We start from the raw sequence: 18,238 nt of genomic DNA on the forward strand, positions 1-18,238 counted from the left end.
GGGATTTGGGTTGGAAAACAAAAACGTATTATTGCAAGCATATAAACAAGCTAAATATCAGGTAACGGGTCATGGAAAAAGAGATATAACGGTGCTAAAAGAAGCATTAGCACGAGTCTCAGAAGAGCTAGAAAGTGATATGTATGGCAAAGGTCATGTCATTGAAGCTTTTCAAGAAAAGATGGCAGCTTATTTAGGCAAAGAGTCTGCTGTGTTTTTTCCAAGTGGGACGATGGCTCAGCAGATCGCGATGCGCAATTGGTGTGACCGAAAAGGCATTAAAAGAGTAGCGTATCATCCGCTATGTCACTTAGAAATTCATGAAGAAGATGGTTTGAAAGAGTTGCATCATATCGAGTCAGTGCTTCTAGCTGATGAAAATAGAGTCATTGAGCTGGACGATGTAGTAAATATGAAAGAGGAGGTGTCTTGTTTATTGCTTGAACTTCCGCAGCGGGAGATCGGTGGACAGCTGCCAACATACAAAACACTTCAGGAAATATCGGACTATAGCCGGAATAAAGGAATTAAGCTTCATCTAGATGGAGCGAGGCTTTTTGAAATCCTCCCATACTACGAGAAGACTGCAGCTGAAATTTGTTCTCTTTTTGATAGTGTTTACATTTCGTTCTACAAAGGAATTGGGGGAGTTGCTGGAGCGATCTTAGCGGGAACTCAAGACTTTACTGAGGAATCAAAGGTATGGAAAAGACGCCATGGCGGTGACTTAATTAGTCTTTATCCATACATCTTAAGTGCCGATTATTATTTCGATCAGCGCATTGGAAAGATGGAAGAGTATAATAGTGGTGCAAAGGAATTGGCAGATCTTTATAATACTTGTGGAGCTGTATGTACACTGCCAATCAAACCAGTTTCTAATATGTTTCATGTTCACTTTCATGCATCAAAGGAACAGATTGAATCTATATTGGCAGAAACCATTAATGAAACAGGGATTGGTTTAACTGGACATCTTCGAGAGAATGGTGAAGAGGATTGTTTTTTTGAAGTAAGTATTGGTGATAACTACTTCAATGTGCCAAAAGATGAATTAAAGCATGCATTTGTGTTGCTCAATAAAAAGCTTAAAGAAAGAGTACTAGCTTAATTGTTAGAAGTTGACCTTTTCGGACAGTAGATTGTTCAATCAGGTCAACTTTTTCGTTGCTGTAAAGCCCGCTGCGCGAAAAATGGCCATAGGTGTGCGTAAATTGAGTTGGAGTGTGCGGGATTTATAGCAACCTGCGCGCGTTTAATAAGAAACCGCGTGCAAACGGCTACTAACAGCGCGAAGGTGTAATAAAAATAAGAACACGTACCGTAAACCTAATCCTGATCCTAACAAAAAGAACTGCTTCATCAGCAGTTCTTCATTATTAACGATTTAGTTATTATCTGGATCTGTATCATCGTTATAAGCACCAGGTGCTTGTTTTGCATTAAACGTCCAATCTACTTTTAGCTTATCTCCTTGGAACTGGTTTTGATCTTCACCATTATCAACAAACTGAAATAATACGAACATTTTTTCTTTCTCGCCTGGAGGAATACCGTCAGGACGCTTCGTTGACCCGACAAACTCATCAATAGCTGTTAAATCCGGCTGTTGTTCTTTAAGCTGTGCTAGAGTCGTCTCAACAACAGGTACAGTTGCACTGCTCGTGTTATACATGATTGTTACTTTAATGTGGTTGGCAAGATCATCTGTATTATTAGATTTTGCATCCTCAACGGTATACTTTGTATCCAACAATACTTGATAGATGTCTAGAGATCCTTTGTTTTCAAATGTAAACTCACGGTAAACTTCATCGCCAGGTTTAATGTTATCAATGTTAACCACGGCGTTTGGATTGATGGAAAGATCAAGCGTACCGGCAGCGAACGTGTTTTTTGTTTCAAACGTGTCACTGAAGTATGCGAACGTTCCTCCACCCATTAGTGATAACCCAAGTGCTGCTGTCATTACCCCTTTACTTACTGTCTTTGTAAAACCCATTTTCTCAACCTCCAATAGTAGTATGTAATCAATTTATTAAACTCGAATGTATGCTAGATACATAGAGAGCTAACCAAAGTTTATACTTTTTCTACATCTAATCTTCTAGCTGCTTTTACAATGGAAGAGACAGCTGAACCGAATAATAAAAGCCCTGGTATAAATAATAGAAGTGCAGATGCTTCCTTTGATTGAGTTACATTTAAGGCATATCCTGCATACGGAATCGTAAATCCTGTATAGCTCCCAATTACATCATTTGAAGGCACGGTCCACATATCGGGTCCGTCATTGTTATCCCCTTTAGTTTCATAAGAGATTTTTCCGTTTTTATTCTGAATGTCGATGATTCTATGGGTGATCAGCTTGTCTTCCATTTGAAAAGTAATAATCTCTCCCTTTTTGAAGGAGTCACGTGCCTCTGCTTGTTTAATAGAAATAATGGAGCCTGTTTGAAAGACGGGTTCCATCGATCCAGATAGAACCGCTTTTATTTGATAGCCAAAAACGGAAGGTTCGGCTCCTGAAACACGTGAAGATAAGATGATAAAAGCGAACAAACAAATAAACACAACGAATGCGCTACTCAGTAGTTTCATTGTTAATTTCAAGACGTTTTTCATCATTTTCTGGCACTCCTTCAATTTGTTCTATCATCTCTACATTCTCTGTAGAAGGTGCGTCTTCAGTCACTTCTTCAAGCTTTTTAACAGGTTCATTTTTTGCCACTTCTTCCAATCTTTTAATTCGTAATTCTAAAGATGTACGGTATTTTTCTATGTATTGAAAATCAATTGTTTTCTTAATCTGCTTACTTAATGCATCGATCTCATCCCAACCCTCTAGGACAAACCGGTATGTATTCTGATCTAATGGTCGGACTTGTTTATAATAAGCAGCAAGCTCACTGTGAATTTGATTAAATCTGCTTAATAATTTCTTAAGTTCTCGTTCCTTTGCTGAGAGTTTATCCAATGATTCCTTCAACTCTTCTATGGATGGGGCATCTGATACTTGGGGAATGCTCTTGTAAAGAGATAGCATGTCCACATTTATTTGTTTAGCGCTCACATTAAGCTCTTGAATGGTTGAAGGGAAAACCATCGCAGCTGAAACTTCAATGGGATGTAACAGGGCCTTACTTGAAAAAGCTGCTTCTGTTTGACCGGCAATTTGTGCGCCACAATAAAAGGAAACAGAGCATAAGCCTAATAAAGCCAATCCTTTTTGGAATTTGCCACTCACGTTCCATCCTCCTCACTTCTCGTTGGTTAGCCTTTATTATTACAGAATTGTTCGAAAATTGTTATTGGGTTAATTTGTCTGTAAAACATAGACAATTCATGTCGAATATAGACAAAAAAGCATGAAACCTAGAAAAACTGCTTGAAAATTAACCCAATTGACCACTTTTACAATCTTCTTAATAATTGGAATTATTCCGGAAGCACATTATGAAGAAGAGGTGAATGGATTGAAAAAGAAAAAACAAAATCGCTTAAACAAGAAAGTGGTCATTCCAGCAGTTCTAGCTTTATCGGTTACACTTGGTGGGTTTTCGTTGCCTGGATCCCAAGCATATGCAAACACGTCAACTGTGTTATACCAAGCACCTGAAGGATTAAGTAAAGCTGAGGTAGTGAAAGCTTATTTGCAGTCACAGGTGGTTTCAGAGGTCGGAGCAAGATCAGCATCTACCATTGGTGAACAGTTTAAGATTGTAAGTGAATTTGCAGATAGTGCGACAAATACATACCACGTGCGTACTGTTGAGCAGTATAATGGCATCCCAATCTATGGCAGTGGTCAAGCTGTCGCTCTTGATGCGGATAACAACGTGTATGCTTCTTTTGGTAAGGTAACTCAAACTTTAACTAGATCCATTATTCCAACTGAGCCCTCTATTACAAAAGAAGACGCAGAAATAACAGCTAAAGAGCAAGTGGTATCGCAAATAGGAGAAGTTAAGAATTATGACGGAGTAGAAACAGAACTAACAATCTACCCGCATGAAGGAAGAAACTACTTAACGTATTTAGTAAAAGTATCAACTTCTGTTCCTGCCCCAGGCTACTATCATTATTTTATTGATGCAACTACTGGTGAGATCATTGAACAGTTCAACGCAGTTCATGAAGCGGATGCACCATCGGTTACACCTATTACAGGCAGAGGCTTAGATGTATTCGGAAAAGTTCAAAACTTCATTGCTGTAAAAGACAATGTGTCAGGGAAAAGCTACCTTCATGGTGCAGCAATTGCAGGTGGAACTACAACGAATCCGAACATCGTACCGGTTCATACGTACAAAGCGAACCGTATGGGTGAAACAGCCTTCATTCTTTTATCAGGACTCTTTGGACTTTCAGGATTTGAAGTAGAGACAGGAAACACTTTCTTTGCTGATCCTGCGGCGGTCTCTGCACATACCAACTCAATCAAAGTAAATAATTATTACCAAAGTATCCATAAGCGTAACAGTATTGATGGAAAAGGAATGCCGATCATTAGTACGGTTCACATTGGTTCAAAATGGAACAATGCGGCTTGGAACGGAAAGCAGATGCTTTACGGAGATGGGGATGGTATTCTCTTCAGCTCACTAGCAGGAGCAATGGACGTTGCGGGGCATGAGATGACACACGGTGTGATCTCCAAGACGGCCAACTTAACTTACCAAGGAGAATCGGGGGCAATCAATGAATCTCTAGCAGATATCTTTGGTGCTCTGTCTGAGATGCATTCTAATGGTCTAACAAGTCCATCTGAATGGGAAATGGGCGAAGATATTTTCACACCAAACGTCCCAGGTGACGGCGGACTTCGTTCAATGAGCAATCCGAAATCCAAGAAGCTTTCCGCAGTTTACGGCTTAAAAGATAATGCGTATCCAGATCATTATGAAGACCGTTACTTAGGTGAGTTGGACAAAGGCGGTGTTCATATAAACAGCTCCATCAATAACAAAGCGGCTTATCTGATCTCAGAGGGCGGAGAACATCATGGAGTTAAAGTAACAGGAATCACACGTTCAAAAACAGAGAAAATCTATTACCGTGCATTAACAAACTACCTTGTACCGTCATCAGGATTTAAGGAGATGCGTGCTGCAGCGATCCAATCAGCACGTGATCTTTATCCAGATCGTAACGGTGTTCCTTCAAACGAAACGAAGGCCGTTATCGCAGCATATGATGCAATTGGTGTATCAGGTCAATAATCTACCTAATCCACGAAAGTATATCTTTCGTGGATTTTTTATGGAAATTTTTTAGGCAGGAAGTCTTAAAAATAAGTGTCTAGAAGGAAGAAGTCCCGTGAATAAAGAAGTTTTATTCATAAAGTATTTGTTCATGAGGAGAGACATGTATGGTTGAGGGAGAAATTATTAAATTTTATCGTAAAAAAAGAGGACTTTCTCAAGAACAACTCGGAAAAGACATTTGTACAACAACACATGTCAGTAAAATTGAGCGGGGGCAGACAAAGTACTCAACTGAAATTATTGCGTTATTTTCAGAGCGTCTGGATATAGATATACATAAGGAGATTGAGTTCTTTCAAAGCATGGAAAAGAAACTCCACCAGTGGCATCATTCAATCATTATGCAAAGGATGAAAGAGGTAGAGAAAACGAAAAACGAATTGGATCAATTTCCAATCATTCAATCTTCAAAACATGCGGTTCTCTATCAATTGGTCTTGGCCCGATATTATCTATTGAAAAAAGATAACCCAAAAGCACTGAATATCATTAATAAATTAAATAAAGAACACCTGAATCCTTACGAGGAAAACATGCATAAGCATATAACAGGTATTTATTACTTACAGATATACAACAGTTTCCTTTTAGAAAATCGTAAAAAAGCTGCAGAGATTTTATCCAAGATCAACATGGACGTTTATAAGAATGAAGAGTGCTGTTACCACTTGGCAATGGCCTATCAATGGGTAGAATCGAAAACGATGGCACATATTTATGCCAAAAGAGCAGTGGACTATTTTAAGAATAACAATAATTTTTCTAGAGCGATTCAAGCAGAATCGGTAATGCTGCTTCAGATTGAAAGTGCCACCATTCATGATTTTGAACAAAAAATAAATCGATATCATCAATTAATACAAGACAGCGAAACCTTAAACGAAATCGGTATTATCGGAATGCTGCTACATAATCTTGGACTAGAATATTTTAAACGAAAAGATTATAAGAATGCTCATATCTATTATCATAAGGCATTAAAGATGGCTGACAAGAAAACGGCCATTTACTTAAATCGTCTATATAATTTTCTCGATAACAGCATCGATGGGGAATTGCAAACACAAAAACAACAATTAAAAAGTGCGGAAGAAGGGTTAACTGCTGCCAAAACACTTAAGCACAATTTATATCTCCACTTATTTCAACTGCATCTATATATAATTAAGAAGGAAATGAAATCGTATTTTGATTACATAGAAAACAAAGCATTGCCATTTTTTCAATCTCAAAATCAATTTAGTAGAGTCGAAAGGTTTGGGAAAGAGTTATATCATCATTACGCTGACACGATGCAGTATGAAAAAGCTGTAAAGATTTCAAGCTTGTTTATCAATCGTGAGTCATAAAGATAGGGAGTAAATGCTTCCTGTCTTTTTTGTATATAAAAAACTGAAAATTTAATATTGAAACTTACCATTTGGAGGAGTATAATTTCTAATAACGAAAGCGCTTTCGATAGAGGAGATAACTAATGGCTACAATTTATGACATTGCAAAAAAGACGGGTTTTTCTACCACTACTGTCTCTAAAGCACTTAATAATTACTCAGATGTTAGTGAAAAGACGAAACAGAAGATTTTACAGGCAGTTGAAGAAATGGGCTATTTGCCAAATGCTCATGCTCAATCTCTATCAACGAAAAAGTCTTGGACAATCGGTGTTATGTTCTCTGAAGACAATGAAGTCGGAATGAAGCATCCGTTCTTTAGTGCAATAATTGAGAGTTTCAGAAAACAAGCTGAACGGGAAGGCTATGATTTAATTTTTGCTTCCCGAAATCTGCGTAATCGAGATATTAGCTACTTAGAACACTTTTCTTATCGAGCTGTGGATGGAATCGTAGTGATTTGTTCTGACCCAAAAGATCCCCAAGTACAAGAGATGATTAACAGCACTATTCCTATTGTTGTTATAGATATGAATAATCAAAACTGCAGTCTTGTGTATTCAGATAATATTGAAGGCGGAAAGCTGGCAGTTAACTATTTGCATTCACTGGGACATACAAAAATTGCACACATAGCTGGTGATGCTTCAACTGATGCTGGTGCAGAAAGAATTAAGGGATACACAAAGGCAATGAATGATTTGAAGCTGCCAATTCCTGAAGGTTATCTAATGAATGGCGGGTTGTTTTCCATAAATGAAGGTAGGGTAGCCATGGGAAAACTTCTATCTCTAGATGATGTTCCAACAGCTGTCTTTGTTGCAGGAGACCATATGGCGATCGGGGCGATCGAAGTTATAAAGGAGAATGGCTTAAGAGTGCCTGAAGATATTTCAATCATCGGCTATGATGATATTGAAATGGCGGCATACATTACTCCTAAACTAACCACGATCAAGCAAGACACTGATCTTATTGGGTATCAAGCAGCAAAATTGTTAATGGAACAAATTACTCAAAAGAAAAAACTAGTAAGATCTGAAAGGATTCCAGTAGAACTTATTATTAGAGACTCATGTTCTCAAAAAAAATAAAAAAATTTTTTTAGGGCTTTTCGAAACCGGTTTCGAATATTTTTTTGAATTTAAACGAAACCGCTTTCGTTAAAATAAAAACTAAGTAAGGGGAAGGGGTATTGTAATGAAAAAGAGATTAAGCATGTTTTTAGCTTTAATGCTTGTAGCAGGGTTATTTGCAGGTTGTTCAAGTGACCAAAGCGCAACAGGAGATTCTAAGAAAAATGTAGATCTTAGAATTTGGTCATTTACAGATGAGCTTAAGAAACCAATTAAAACATTTGAAGAAAAAAATGGCGTAAAAGTAGAACTAACGATTGTGCCAATCGCAGACTATCCAACTAAGTTAAAGCCAGTTTTGGAAAGTGGAGTTGGTGCACCTGACGTATTCACAGGTGAGATTGCCTTTTTGAAACAATGGGTTGATGCGGGTTATTGGGAGAACTTATCAGAAAAGCCGTATAACGCAGATGAGTTATCAGATAAATACGTACCATATGTATTTGATCTAGGAAAAGATAAAGAAGGCGATGTTCGTGCACTTTCTTGGCAAACAACTCCAGGAGGAATCTATTATAAGCGCAGCATTGCGAAAGAAGTACTAGGTACAGACGATCCAGCACAAGTTGGGGAAATGATGAACTCTATGGATAAAGTATTTGAAGTAGCTAAAAAAATGAAAGAAAAAGGCTATAGCATGTTCCCTGATGAAGGATCGATCCGCTGGTTTGCACAAGGTGATAATCCACAGCCATGGGTGAACGATAAGAATGAATTGCAGCTAACTGACGAAAAGATCGAGTACATGGATTATTCTAAAAAGCTTCGTGATAACAGCTACACAGCTCTTGCTCCTGAGTGGTCTCCATCATGGTTCGAAGGAATGGATAAGCCGGTTAAGGTAAAAGAGGGTGGAAAAGAAAAAGAAACTCAAGTGTTCTCTTATGTTCTTCCTACATGGGGACTTCATAGCGTTTTAAAAACAAATGTTAAAGAATCTGTTGGCGACTGGGCTGTAACAAGCGGTCCGACACCATATTTCTGGGGTGGAACGTGGCTTGGTGTCTACAACAAGTCTGATAATAAAGAACTTGCTTATAAATTTGTAAAAATGATGACACAAGACGATGAATTCTTAACGTCTTGGAGTAAAGAAACGGGGGACGTATTATCTTACCTTCCTGTTACAAATGCGATTAAAGATGACTTTAGCGATAAGTTCTTAGGTGGACAAAACAACTACCAATTCTTCTTGGAGCAGTCAAAAGAGATTACTCCTGGAATTGTAACAAAGTATGATCAGCAGTTAGATACGCTTTATGGAAATGCTGTTCAACAGTATGTAACAGGTAAGAAATCAAAGGATGCAGCGATTAAAGAATTCTATCAAAAAGCGCAAAATGCTTATCCGGATTTAAAAGTGCCTAAGAAGTAAGGAAAAATGATAACGTGCGAGTGGCGGAAAAACACTCTGCCACCGCACTATTATTGAAAGGGGGAGGGAGATGAAGAATCTAAACAGATACGGCTATTATTTTATTGCCCCATTTTGGATCATCTTCTTAGTGTTTAGCATATATCCAGTCGCGTTAACGTTTTATTACAGCTTTACGAATTATTCAGGCAGCGGTGACGCCCAAATTGTAGGACTCGCTAACTATAAACGACTGCTTACAGATACGTATTTTGTAGAAGCATTCTTTAATACGTGGAAAATCTGGGGTGTCAACTTTGCTCTTCAAATCGGCCTTGCTCTTATACTGTCCATGATTTTCTCAGATATGAGGTTGAAGCTAAAAGGTATAGCATTTTCAGATCCATCTTTTATCTTCCCAATTTAATTACAATTAGTTCGGTAGCTTTATTATTTGGTATATTACTAGATTGGCAGCATGGTTCACTTAACATGATGCTGTTGAAACTCGGTATTATTTCAGATCCGATCAACTGGCTGAATGAACCAACGAGCTCTCAGCTATCAGTATCGCTTATCTTGACGTGGATGTGGTTTGGCCACTCATTTATTGTTGTAATGGCAGGGGTATCGGGTATATCCAAAGACTATTACGAAGCAGCCTTAATAGATGGGGCGAATCGGTGGCAGACGTTTACAAAGATTACGATTCCGCTATTAAAGCCTATCCTGCTTTATATCATGATTACCTCGCTTATTGGAGGTCTTCAATTGTTTGATCTTCCAATGCTATTAACAGATGGAATAGGATCACCTGACGGATCGCTTAATACGATGGTGCTCTATTTATACAATCAAGCCTTCAAATATAACAACTATGGATATGCTGCTGCTGTAGCGTATGGCCTATTTGTTATTACTCTCATATTCTCTGCATTCATTTTTAAGGGGATGTATGGGAAAGAACGTAAACAACCAAGGCAGGTGTAAAGCATGATAGGAAAAACGGTGGTAGACAAAACCTTTTCTAACGAAGTGAAAAAAAAGAGTGTAACTGAAATTAAACTGAAATCCAAAATAAGCATACCGAAACTCATCCTCTACATCGTTCTTAGTGTGATGGCCATTGTTTGCTTCATTCCGTTCTTAATGATGCTTGTCAATGCGACTCGCTCAAATGAGGCGATTTTATCCGGCTTTACTTTAATACCAGGAAGTTCGCTGGTTGAAAACTATCAAACGATGATGAGCTATATCAATATTTGGGCAGGTTTTAAGAATAGCTTGATCATTTCTGTACTCGTTACGTTATTGTCTGGATACTTTTCAGCACTAACGGCTTATGGCTTTGCTTTTTATATTTTCAAAGGCAAGAATGCGATGTTTATTTTCATGCTCGTAATGATGATGGTCCCTGGACAGCTTGGACTGATCGGTTTTTATGAGTTAAGTAAAAATCTAGGGATTCTTGATACGTATATTCCGTTAATCGTACCAGCAGTAGCCAGTCCTTTTGTCGTGTTCTTTCTTCGTCAGTACATTACAACAACACTTCATCCGAGTTTGATTGAAGCAGCACGAATTGATGGCGCAAGCGAATTTAAGATCTTTCATACGATTGCAATTCCCATCATGATGCCGGCGATCGCAACGATGTCGATCTTCACTTTTATTGGTTCATGGAACAATTACATCTTGCCATTGGTTGTTCTATTTTCACCGGAAAAGTTTACATTACCAGTATTGATGGGATTCTTAAAAGGGTCACAAGTCGCTCAAAACCTTGGATCCATGTATTTAGGGATTGCCATTTCGGTCGTACCAATCATGATTGCTTTTCTGTTTTTATCAAAATATATCGTCAACAGCATTTCAGCAGGATCTATCAAAGAATAGAGGAGAGAGACAACTATGCATTTTAAAGATTCATTCGTTTTTGGAACAGCTACATCGTCATATCAGATTGAGGGAGCTCGTACTGAAGGAGGCAGAACTTTTTCAATCTGGGATACGTTCTGTGATGTACCAGGTAAAGTATACAAACAGCATAACGGAAGCGTAGCATGTGATCACTACCACCGCTTTGAAGAAGATATTCAGCAGATCAAGAAACTTGGCGTAGAAACATACCGCTTCTCTGTTTCCTGGCCGCGTATTTTTCCTGAAAAGGGAGTGTACAATCCAGAGGGAATGGCATTTTATAAAAAGTTAACGCAGCGTTTGCATGAAGAAGGAATCAAACCTGCCATTACTCTTTATCACTGGGACCTTCCTCTATGGGCTCATGAGGAAGGCGGATGGGTGAACCGTGAATCTGTAGAATGGTTCATGGAATTAGCAAAAGTGTGCTTTCAAGAGCTTGATGCTGAAGTGGACTCCTGGATCACACATAATGAACCTTGGTGTGCTGGATTCTTAGGCTATCATCAAGGATTCCATGCCCCTGGCCATACAAACATGGATGAAGCCGTTCGAGCGGTTCACCACATGCTTCTTTCACACGGAAAGGCGGTTCAGTGGCTAAAGAATGAAATGCGTTCAAAAACGCCGATCGGAATCACGCTGAATCTATCGCCGATGTATGCGAAGACAGAGTCAGCAAACGATCAGCTGGCTGCGAATAATGCAGACGGCTACTCAAACAGATGGTTTTTAGATCCTGTATTTAAAGGTACATATCCTGTAGACATGATGAATTTATTTTCTAAATACGTTCACTCCTATGACTTTATTCAAAATGGTGACATGGAAATCATCTCTACGGCTTGTGACTTCTTTGGCATTAACTATTACAGCCGAGGCTATGTGGAATTTTCAGCAGCAAATGACTTTCTGCATAAAGGCGCTCATTCTGATTATGAAAAGACAGGCATGGGCTGGGATATCGCACCGGAAGAATTTAAAGATCTGATCAGAAGACTTCGCCAAGAATATACGGATCTTCCTATTTATATCACTGAAAACGGTGCAGCTTTTGATGATACACTTGTGAATGGAAGAGTGCATGATAAAGGCCGTGTAGATTATATCGAGAAGCACCTTCATGCTGTTTCGGACCTAAACGAAGAAGGTATGCATATCGAAGGCTATTACTTATGGTCACTAATGGACAATTTCGAGTGGAGCTTCGGTTATGACAAGCGCTTTGGAATCATCTACGTAGACTTTGATACGCAGGAGAGAATCTGGAAAGACAGTGCGTATCGATATGCCGAGATTGTTAAAAACAGAGGCAACCTTAACAGCAATAAAGATACCGATGCTGTAACGGTTAGCTAATTCCTAAATAAAATTTATGTATATCGTTAAGCCTCTGACTTTGGTTAGGGGCTTTTTGTGTAAAATTTTCCTGTGTGGGGAAGATAAATAAACATAGGAGGGATTTTGATGAAGGGCGATAAAGAAGAAAGAATAGATCAAGAAACATCAGCGGGGTTGAATGAGCTTGTTGAAATCATAAATGCAAAAGGCGATGCTGGTGAACTAAATGAAATTGTTGAAAAATACAAAACGGAAAACGAACATTCACCTTTATGTAATGATGACTTCTTCTACGCTGACCTTAGAGCGATTGCAGAAGACGGTGCCAAGGAAGAGTAATATGGTAAAGGCCAGATACGCAGGTTATATGCGGATCTGGCCTTTTTTGTTACCCTCTAACCGCTTAATTAGCACGAAAGGCACGTAATATAGGTGCAGCTGCGCGCCAGAATAGAGGACATGGTTTTTACTGCGTAACTGTAACTTGAGCGAGACATAGCACGTCATGAATGGCGTGTTCAGCGATTAATGCAGAAGAACGTGAATGATGAATGAGTTGTAAACATGTCTTCATGCTCTTAAACAATGCTTCATTGTTAAATAACTTCTGGACACTTTCCGCAATTTCATCTGCGGAGTGGGCAACGAATGCCGCTCCTTTTTCTTCAAAATACTTTGCGTTCTCACCTTCTTGTCCTGGGACTGGTTTATAAAGGATAAGAGGGACTTTAACAGCAGCAGCCTCAGTGATCGTAATCCCTCCAGGTTTTGTAACAAGACAATGAGAGATACTTAAGATTTCATGAATCTCTTTGACATAGCCGAATAATCGGAAAGATCCTGGATACATCAAGACGAGCGGTTTTAACTTCTCATATAGTACTTTGTTCTTGCCGCAAACTACGATTACGCGAAGGGAAGGGTTCTTAAGCAAATGCTGTGCAAGAACTTTCACGTTTTTTAGAACACCGTGAGTACCAGCCAAAATCGTTACAACACGGGTGTTTGGTGTAACTCCATATTTAGCATGCAATTTCATTTTATTGAAAGAGTGATAAAAATTTGAGCGAATGGGAATGCCGCTTACCGTAATTTTATTTTCATCCACATGATGTTTCATCAAGCCTTTTTTTACCGATTCAGACGCGACAAAATAGTGGTCGATCGCAGGATTAATCCAAAAAGGGTGGGCGAAATAATCCGTAATGACAGTATAAATAGGGATGTTATATCGTGATCTCTTAAGTAAAAAGGGAGCAGCATGAAGCGGGAAAGTCGTTATTACAAAACGCGGGTGATGTTTCTCGATAAGTTCAATGAACCGCTTACGGCCTAAGTAACGAGAAAACTGGGTAATTGTCGTTGCGTTCAGTTTATTGGTTCCATAATAGAACCATTTATAAAAAGAAGAGCCATGAGAGAAGCTTTTGATAAAAAGGGACTGTGTAATCTGAGCCATAATGGGATGAGCCTCTCCAAATAAATCTGAAATGATCGGTTCGTACCCTTTATTCTTAAGCTCTTCAGCGAGAACATTTGCGACCTGAACATGCCCGCTTCCATAGTTTGCTGTAAGGATTAATGCTGTTGGACGTATCAATCAGAAAACCTCCCCAGTCTTTTGAAATAAGGATAACAGGGGATTTTAAACGCAATATGAAGGAGATAAGAATGTTTTGTAAAAAGTAAAAATGATTCATGATACAATAAGGTAGGTTCATAATTTAATAAGATCCAGTAATCACGGTGTCTGTTGCAGACTTAATAGGGAATCTGGTGTGAATCCAGAACTGTTCCCGCAACTGTAAGTGCTGACGAAATAAGCAAATCCACTGTCTAACGATGGGAAGGGCTTAGAGTAGGCATAAGGCACGAGTCAGGAGACCTGCCGTGATTATGTCGTTGATCTTCTTCGGGAGTTGGGAAGATAAGACGCAGGGTATTCTAATAGATTTTATTTGGTAGTCTGTTTATTATGCTGCGTATTCATCCATCCTTGGTGATGGATTTTTTATTTGTTCCTTGCTATACGTCGACCAACTCCCTCTACTAAAACAGGAGTCTTCAAACTCCAGAAAAGAGGAATGGAATGGAGCAGTTGTCAGCAAACGTTTCACGAACGATTCAAACAAAATTGGTTTTACCCCCGGATACCAATCATATGGGAACCATCTTTGGCGGTACAGTTTTATCCTATATTGATGAGATCGCAGCCATTACAGCCATGAAGCATAGCAAGAAAGTGGTTGTGACAGCATCTATTGATAATGTAAACTTTTTATCGTCAGCTAAAGTTGGCGACATCCTCATTTTAGAGGGTGTTGTGATCTCAACAGGAAGAACATCAATGGAAGTGTACGTAAAAGTAGAGTGCCAAAATTTAGAGACGGGAAACAGAACGTTAAACACAACGTCTATTCTAACAATGGTAGCAATTAATCAGGATGGAAAGCCATCGCCCGTACCCAGCGTGATACCCGAAACAGAAGAAGAGGCTGCCTTTTTTGACAGTGCTCGATTAAGAAAGGAACGGCGTCTGTTATACAAGAACGTAAACTCATAAAAAACGCCTAAGAGAGAGAGGATTCCAATGAAAGTGAAGAATATGATATTTGTGATATTGGGATTCTTTTTCCTTAGTTTAGGAATGGTAGGCATTGTTTTGCCATTAATCCCAACAACACCATTTCTGCTGCTTGCATCGTATTTCTTTGTAAAGGGGTCTAAGAAATTTGAAGTATGGTTTAAAGGAACTGCTATATATAAACAGCACCTCGAGGAGTTTATTAAAGAACGCTCTTTAACGCTAAGAAAAAAGATCATGATTAACCTGTTTTCAGACACCATGATCGCCATTTCCTTTATAATGGCAGAGAGTACAGTGGTAAGAGTTCTTTTGGTCCTTATTGTCTTGTATAAGTATTATTATTTTATTTTTAAAATTAAAACGGCTTAAAGTTAATGAGTCTGGCCCAATAGTAGCATCATTATTGGGACCGGGGCTCTTTTTTAATGAGAATTACGGTGGCAGAGGTAGAATAAAGATTATCTGTGTTTCTAGAAAGGACGTTAGGGAGTACTGTTTGCCTATAAAAGACAGCCCAAAATATATTCACATTAATTTTAATAATTTCACATTAAATGGAATAATTTCACGATAATCGTCATAATTTCACGTTAATTTTATTATATTCACGTTAGCCTCGCCCGCCAATTAAAAATGACTCACAAAGGCTTTTCCTCACACCTTCATAAGTCATTCTCTCTCTATGATAAAGGTTTTGAACATAGCCACCAATCGTAGCACTGAATTTCTCCAGATTGGGCTTGATCTGCACGCTTTTTGGCTTCTTGAACGGTTTTAGGTGCTGGAATAATAATCCGGTCTCCGATCAGTTCATTTTTTGGCCAGTTTGCAGGTGTTGCCGCCTGATTGCTATCAGCGGTCTGCAAAGCCTTAACCGCTCGCAAGATCTCATCAATGTTACGACCGACATTCTCCGGATAGGTAAGAATCAACCTGATTTTTCCGGTAGTGTCCACGATATAAACACTTCGGACGGTGCGAGTACCCATCGTTGGGTGAATCATCCCAAGCCTCATTGCCAAGTGTCCAAGACTATCTGCAATAATAGGAAAGGTGATCTCAACTTTTAAATTTTGCTGAATCCACTCAATCCACTTAAGGTGAGAGTACACCTGCTCTACAGATAAACCAATTAAGTACGTGTTAAGCGTCTTAAACTCTGGCATACGTTTTTGAAACGCGACAAACTCTGTCGTACATACGGGAGTAAAGTCACCCGGATGGCTAAAGAGGACAAACCAATGACCTTGATAACTTGTTGGGAGGACAAGTTCCCCAAGGGTGGTATGAACCGCCGTCTCCGGAAATTGATCTCCAATAAAAGGCTTTGTAAATGCTTGTGCAGCCTCCATTTCTCGCCTCCCTTATCTTTGCTGGTTTCCCATCATCTTGCTCTTTTTCAACAACTGAGACTCTCCCGTTTTCTCCCACTCTTCCACTTGCTGAATGGCTTGTTCTGGTGTAAACCCTTGGCCGACCAACACACCAGATAAAATAAACTCCTGATACAAGTGAGTAAGGTTGATGCCCTCTTCTGTTTCTTTTAAAGCTCTTTTTACAAGAGGATCAATATAGGTCACCCATTGATCAGGGGTGCTTTGTGTTTGAGTCTGAGGTGCGCTGTCCAATTGAGGAAGACGAGATGAAGCCGGCTGACTGTTCAAGGTATATAAGTAGTTGTATTTTGAACTGTGCTTAATTTCGTCTGTAATAATATTAAACAGAATGTCCCGATAATATTGATTAGGAAGTCCTTGCCTAATCACACGGTACTTTTCCACAGCTCGAAGTTCTCCAAAAAGCGCTTTCACAAGTCCGTCTTTATACGATTTTGGCTTTTGAAACTCTTCTCCATTGGCAGGTGGCACTTCTTGACCTGTAATATCTTTATAAATCATTTTGAAAAGCTTGTTGTGCCTTTTCTCATCATCACGAATAGATGCAATAATTAATTTCTCTTCATTAGTAGGTGCTTGTGAAATTAAATATTCATAAAACAGCTGATCTTCTCTTTCGCCTGCAACGGCTTCTTTTATTAGCTGTAAGGATAGTTGCAGAGCTTGCTGCTGACTGGCACCTTGCTGTTGTTGCTGTTCTGGATTCATATAGCTCATTTGTATACCCTCCAAAAAATTAAATTCGCCATAGTCTATGCAAATGCCCAACATTTGTTGTTTGTTCCAATATATTCAGCTTCGGATCATGCAACTTAGTAATGGAAAAACGCAGCTTAGTTGTTAAGAGATTTACGGGTGGTATTTGCTGACATATACTGAATCCACAAGGTGAAAATTAGCTGAGGGAGGGCAGAGGATGAAGATCACGATCATAGAAAGTGACGATATACAGGAGCTTGAAGTTGTTCTGAGATGTAAAGAGATGAATGAGGAAGTAATCAAAATTTTAACATCACTTAGGTCGTTTGAACGCAAGGTAATGGGCTTCATAAATGGGAAAACCTATTTGCTTTTGCCAGATGATATCTATTACTTTGAATCTGTCGATAAGAAGAATTTTGCTTATACAAAAGAGCGTGTTTATGAGGTTTCAATGAGGCTTTATCAGGTAGAAGAAATGTTCGGTGATGGTCACCTTTTTAGGGCAACTAAATCGACAATCATTAATTTGGACAAAGTCAGAACCATCACACCACGATTCGGAGGCAAGGTAGAAGTGATGCTTGAGAACGGGGAGAATATGATTGTTTCGAGGCAATACGTGGCCAGGTTGAAAGAAAAATTAGGATTTTAAGGAGGAACTAAAATGTGGAAAAGAGCTATGGCGTTTATAGTCGACTTTAAAATGATGATGAGCTTGTTTTTTTCAGCTGGGATCATTATATATGTTGTTTTTGGTTATATGATGGGAGTGGGGGAGATTTCATTTGAACTCATCGTGCAGATCTTCTTCTTAAGTATTCTTGTTACAGTGTTTCAGTATTTGTTTTGGAATGAGGAAAGTACAATCAAGCTGTCAGGGCTGGCTAAAGTATGTATCCAATACATTTTGCTTGGCATCGTGTTACTCGGCATGTCACAAGTGTTTCAATGGTTTAGCGTAGGATCAGATACTTTTTATAACATGTTGATTCTGTATCATGTCATCTATGTTGGCGCGATCTTTGGGTTTTCGATCTACTTTAAAGTACTTGGTATGAAATTCAATCAAAAGATGCTTAAATTTAAAGAGCAAAATCAAGGGCGTTAGAAAAAAGATAAGAGGATGACCGCAAATGGTCATCC

At 38.9% G+C, this 18,238-nt stretch carries 20 protein-coding genes and 1 riboswitch; of the genes, 14 read left to right on the forward strand and 6 right to left on the reverse strand.

From position 1 onward, the window contains the following. The first annotated feature begins 10 nt into the window (after positions 1 to 10). On the forward strand, positions 11 to 1,111 hold the full coding sequence (locus tag AWM68_RS14065; RefSeq protein WP_066242985.1) for a threonine aldolase family protein: 1,101 nt from the start codon (positions 11 to 13) through the stop codon (positions 1,109 to 1,111). Between the two features lie 276 nt (positions 1,112 to 1,387). On the opposite strand, the gene AWM68_RS14070 is transcribed toward AWM68_RS14065, so the two are convergent. The 3 genes from AWM68_RS14070 to AWM68_RS14080 form a co-directional block, all read right to left on the reverse strand. Next, on the reverse strand, positions 1,388 to 2,002 hold the full coding sequence (locus tag AWM68_RS14070) for a TasA family protein (protein WP_066242988.1): 615 nt from the start codon (positions 2,000 to 2,002) through the stop codon (positions 1,388 to 1,390). 80 nt (positions 2,003 to 2,082) lie between these two features. Continuing rightward, positions 2,083 to 2,628, reverse strand: a complete 546-nt coding sequence (gene sipW, locus AWM68_RS14075) for a signal peptidase I SipW (RefSeq protein WP_066242990.1) — start codon at positions 2,626 to 2,628, stop codon at positions 2,083 to 2,085. Next, a complete protein-coding gene (locus AWM68_RS14080; protein ID WP_066242994.1) occupies positions 2,585 to 3,247 on the reverse strand; it encodes a DUF4047 domain-containing protein in 663 nt (220 codons plus the stop codon). The genes sipW and AWM68_RS14080 overlap by 44 nt, the downstream gene beginning before the upstream one ends. Before the next feature lie 229 nt (positions 3,248 to 3,476). Here AWM68_RS14080 and AWM68_RS14085 point away from each other — a divergent pair, with 229 nt between their 5' ends. From AWM68_RS14085 to AWM68_RS14120, 9 genes are all read left to right on the forward strand, one after another. Beyond that, a complete protein-coding gene (locus AWM68_RS14085) occupies positions 3,477 to 5,222 on the forward strand; it encodes a M4 family metallopeptidase (RefSeq protein ID WP_066242997.1) in 1,746 nt (581 codons plus the stop codon). Positions 5,223 to 5,371: 149 nt separating this feature from the next. Continuing rightward, on the forward strand, positions 5,372 to 6,616 hold the full coding sequence (locus tag AWM68_RS14090) for a helix-turn-helix domain-containing protein (protein ID WP_066243000.1): 1,245 nt from the start codon (positions 5,372 to 5,374) through the stop codon (positions 6,614 to 6,616). 125 nt (positions 6,617 to 6,741) lie between these two features. After that, positions 6,742 to 7,752: a LacI family DNA-binding transcriptional regulator gene (locus tag AWM68_RS14095; protein WP_066243003.1), complete on the forward strand. Its 1,011-nt coding sequence runs from the start codon at positions 6,742 to 6,744 to the stop codon at positions 7,750 to 7,752. 106 nt (positions 7,753 to 7,858) lie between these two features. Beyond that, on the forward strand, positions 7,859 to 9,169 hold the full coding sequence (locus tag AWM68_RS14100) for an ABC transporter substrate-binding protein (protein WP_066243007.1): 1,311 nt from the start codon (positions 7,859 to 7,861) through the stop codon (positions 9,167 to 9,169). A 70-nt stretch (positions 9,170 to 9,239) separates the two neighbouring features. Further along, positions 9,240 to 9,575: a carbohydrate ABC transporter permease gene (locus AWM68_RS21900; protein ID WP_231868433.1), complete on the forward strand. Its 336-nt coding sequence runs from the start codon at positions 9,240 to 9,242 to the stop codon at positions 9,573 to 9,575. Positions 9,576 to 9,580: 5 nt separating this feature from the next. Beyond that, entirely contained in the window at positions 9,581 to 10,138 is a 558-nt protein-coding gene (locus AWM68_RS21905) for a carbohydrate ABC transporter permease (protein WP_231868438.1), read from the forward strand. 129 nt (positions 10,139 to 10,267) lie between these two features. Continuing rightward, positions 10,268 to 11,044, forward strand: coding sequence for a carbohydrate ABC transporter permease (locus AWM68_RS14110; RefSeq protein ID WP_066243373.1), 777 nt, complete (start codon positions 10,268 to 10,270; stop codon positions 11,042 to 11,044). 15 nt (positions 11,045 to 11,059) lie between these two features. Beyond that, on the forward strand, positions 11,060 to 12,427 hold the full coding sequence (locus AWM68_RS14115; RefSeq protein ID WP_066243009.1) for a GH1 family beta-glucosidase: 1,368 nt from the start codon (positions 11,060 to 11,062) through the stop codon (positions 12,425 to 12,427). Positions 12,428 to 12,535: 108 nt separating this feature from the next. Then, positions 12,536 to 12,748: a hypothetical protein gene (locus AWM68_RS14120; RefSeq protein ID WP_066243012.1), complete on the forward strand. Its 213-nt coding sequence runs from the start codon at positions 12,536 to 12,538 to the stop codon at positions 12,746 to 12,748. A 127-nt stretch (positions 12,749 to 12,875) separates the two neighbouring features. Here the strand turns inward: AWM68_RS14120 and AWM68_RS14125 are convergent, their stop codons facing one another. Beyond that, positions 12,876 to 14,009, reverse strand: a complete 1,134-nt coding sequence (locus AWM68_RS14125; protein ID WP_066243015.1) for an MGDG synthase family glycosyltransferase — start codon at positions 14,007 to 14,009, stop codon at positions 12,876 to 12,878. Positions 14,010 to 14,136: 127 nt separating this feature from the next. Then, positions 14,137 to 14,316: riboswitch (cobalamin riboswitch) on the forward strand. Positions 14,317 to 14,498: 182 nt separating this feature from the next. Here AWM68_RS14125 and AWM68_RS14130 point away from each other — a divergent pair. Both AWM68_RS14130 and AWM68_RS14135 read left to right on the forward strand, forming a co-directional pair. Next, entirely contained in the window at positions 14,499 to 14,972 is a 474-nt protein-coding gene (locus AWM68_RS14130; protein WP_066243017.1) for an acyl-CoA thioesterase, read from the forward strand. A gap of 27 nt (positions 14,973 to 14,999) precedes the next feature. Next, positions 15,000 to 15,365 (forward strand): YbaN family protein, encoded by a 366-nt coding sequence (locus AWM68_RS14135; protein ID WP_066243019.1) that lies wholly within the window; start codon positions 15,000 to 15,002, stop codon positions 15,363 to 15,365. Positions 15,366 to 15,676: 311 nt separating this feature from the next. On the opposite strand, the gene AWM68_RS14140 is transcribed toward AWM68_RS14135, so the two are convergent. Then, the gene (locus AWM68_RS14140; RefSeq protein ID WP_066243025.1) at positions 15,677 to 16,348 is read right to left on the reverse strand and encodes a peroxiredoxin; all 672 of its coding nucleotides are present in this window, start codon (positions 16,346 to 16,348) and stop codon (positions 15,677 to 15,679) included. Positions 16,349 to 16,360: 12 nt separating this feature from the next. Beyond that, the gene (locus AWM68_RS14145) at positions 16,361 to 17,110 is read right to left on the reverse strand and encodes a ferritin-like domain-containing protein (RefSeq protein ID WP_197468181.1); all 750 of its coding nucleotides are present in this window, start codon (positions 17,108 to 17,110) and stop codon (positions 16,361 to 16,363) included. A 199-nt stretch (positions 17,111 to 17,309) separates the two neighbouring features. Here AWM68_RS14145 and AWM68_RS14150 point away from each other — a divergent pair, with 199 nt between their 5' ends. Beyond that, a complete protein-coding gene (locus AWM68_RS14150) occupies positions 17,310 to 17,747 on the forward strand; it encodes a LytTR family DNA-binding domain-containing protein (RefSeq protein WP_066243027.1) in 438 nt (145 codons plus the stop codon). Between the two features lie 12 nt (positions 17,748 to 17,759). Then, on the forward strand, positions 17,760 to 18,203 hold the full coding sequence (locus AWM68_RS14155; RefSeq protein WP_066243028.1) for a hypothetical protein: 444 nt from the start codon (positions 17,760 to 17,762) through the stop codon (positions 18,201 to 18,203). The last annotated feature ends 35 nt before the right edge of the window (positions 18,204 to 18,238 follow it).

Origin of the sequence: Fictibacillus phosphorivorans (assembly GCF_001619875.1) — a bacterium.
GTDB classification, from domain to species: domain Bacteria; phylum Bacillota; class Bacilli; order Bacillales; family Fictibacillaceae; genus Fictibacillus; species Fictibacillus phosphorivorans_B.

Excerpts from the sequence above, each read along its gene's own strand:
- AWM68_RS14070 (WP_066242988.1), bottom strand. The coding sequence starts at position 2,002 with ATGGGTTTTACAAAGACAGTAAGTAAAGGGGTAATGACAGCAGCACTT.
- sipW (WP_066242990.1), bottom strand. The coding sequence starts at position 2,628 with ATGATGAAAAACGTCTTGAAATTAACAATGAAACTACTGAGTAGCGCA.
- AWM68_RS14090 (WP_066243000.1), top strand. The coding sequence starts at position 5,372 with ATGGTTGAGGGAGAAATTATTAAATTTTATCGTAAAAAAAGAGGACTT.
- AWM68_RS14095 (WP_066243003.1), top strand. The coding sequence starts at position 6,742 with ATGGCTACAATTTATGACATTGCAAAAAAGACGGGTTTTTCTACCACT.
- AWM68_RS14100 (WP_066243007.1), top strand. The coding sequence starts at position 7,859 with ATGAAAAAGAGATTAAGCATGTTTTTAGCTTTAATGCTTGTAGCAGGG.
- AWM68_RS21900 (WP_231868433.1), top strand. The coding sequence starts at position 9,240 with ATGAAGAATCTAAACAGATACGGCTATTATTTTATTGCCCCATTTTGG.
- AWM68_RS14110 (WP_066243373.1), top strand. The coding sequence starts at position 10,268 with ATGGCCATTGTTTGCTTCATTCCGTTCTTAATGATGCTTGTCAATGCG.
- AWM68_RS14115 (WP_066243009.1), top strand. The coding sequence starts at position 11,060 with ATGCATTTTAAAGATTCATTCGTTTTTGGAACAGCTACATCGTCATAT.
- AWM68_RS14120 (WP_066243012.1), top strand. The coding sequence starts at position 12,536 with ATGAAGGGCGATAAAGAAGAAAGAATAGATCAAGAAACATCAGCGGGG.
- AWM68_RS14130 (WP_066243017.1), top strand. The coding sequence starts at position 14,499 with ATGGAGCAGTTGTCAGCAAACGTTTCACGAACGATTCAAACAAAATTG.
- AWM68_RS14135 (WP_066243019.1), top strand. The coding sequence starts at position 15,000 with ATGAAAGTGAAGAATATGATATTTGTGATATTGGGATTCTTTTTCCTT.
- AWM68_RS14140 (WP_066243025.1), bottom strand. The coding sequence starts at position 16,348 with ATGGAGGCTGCACAAGCATTTACAAAGCCTTTTATTGGAGATCAATTT.
- AWM68_RS14145 (WP_197468181.1), bottom strand. The coding sequence starts at position 17,110 with ATGAGCTATATGAATCCAGAACAGCAACAACAGCAAGGTGCCAGTCAG.
- AWM68_RS14150 (WP_066243027.1), top strand. The coding sequence starts at position 17,310 with ATGAAGATCACGATCATAGAAAGTGACGATATACAGGAGCTTGAAGTT.
- AWM68_RS14155 (WP_066243028.1), top strand. The coding sequence starts at position 17,760 with ATGTGGAAAAGAGCTATGGCGTTTATAGTCGACTTTAAAATGATGATG.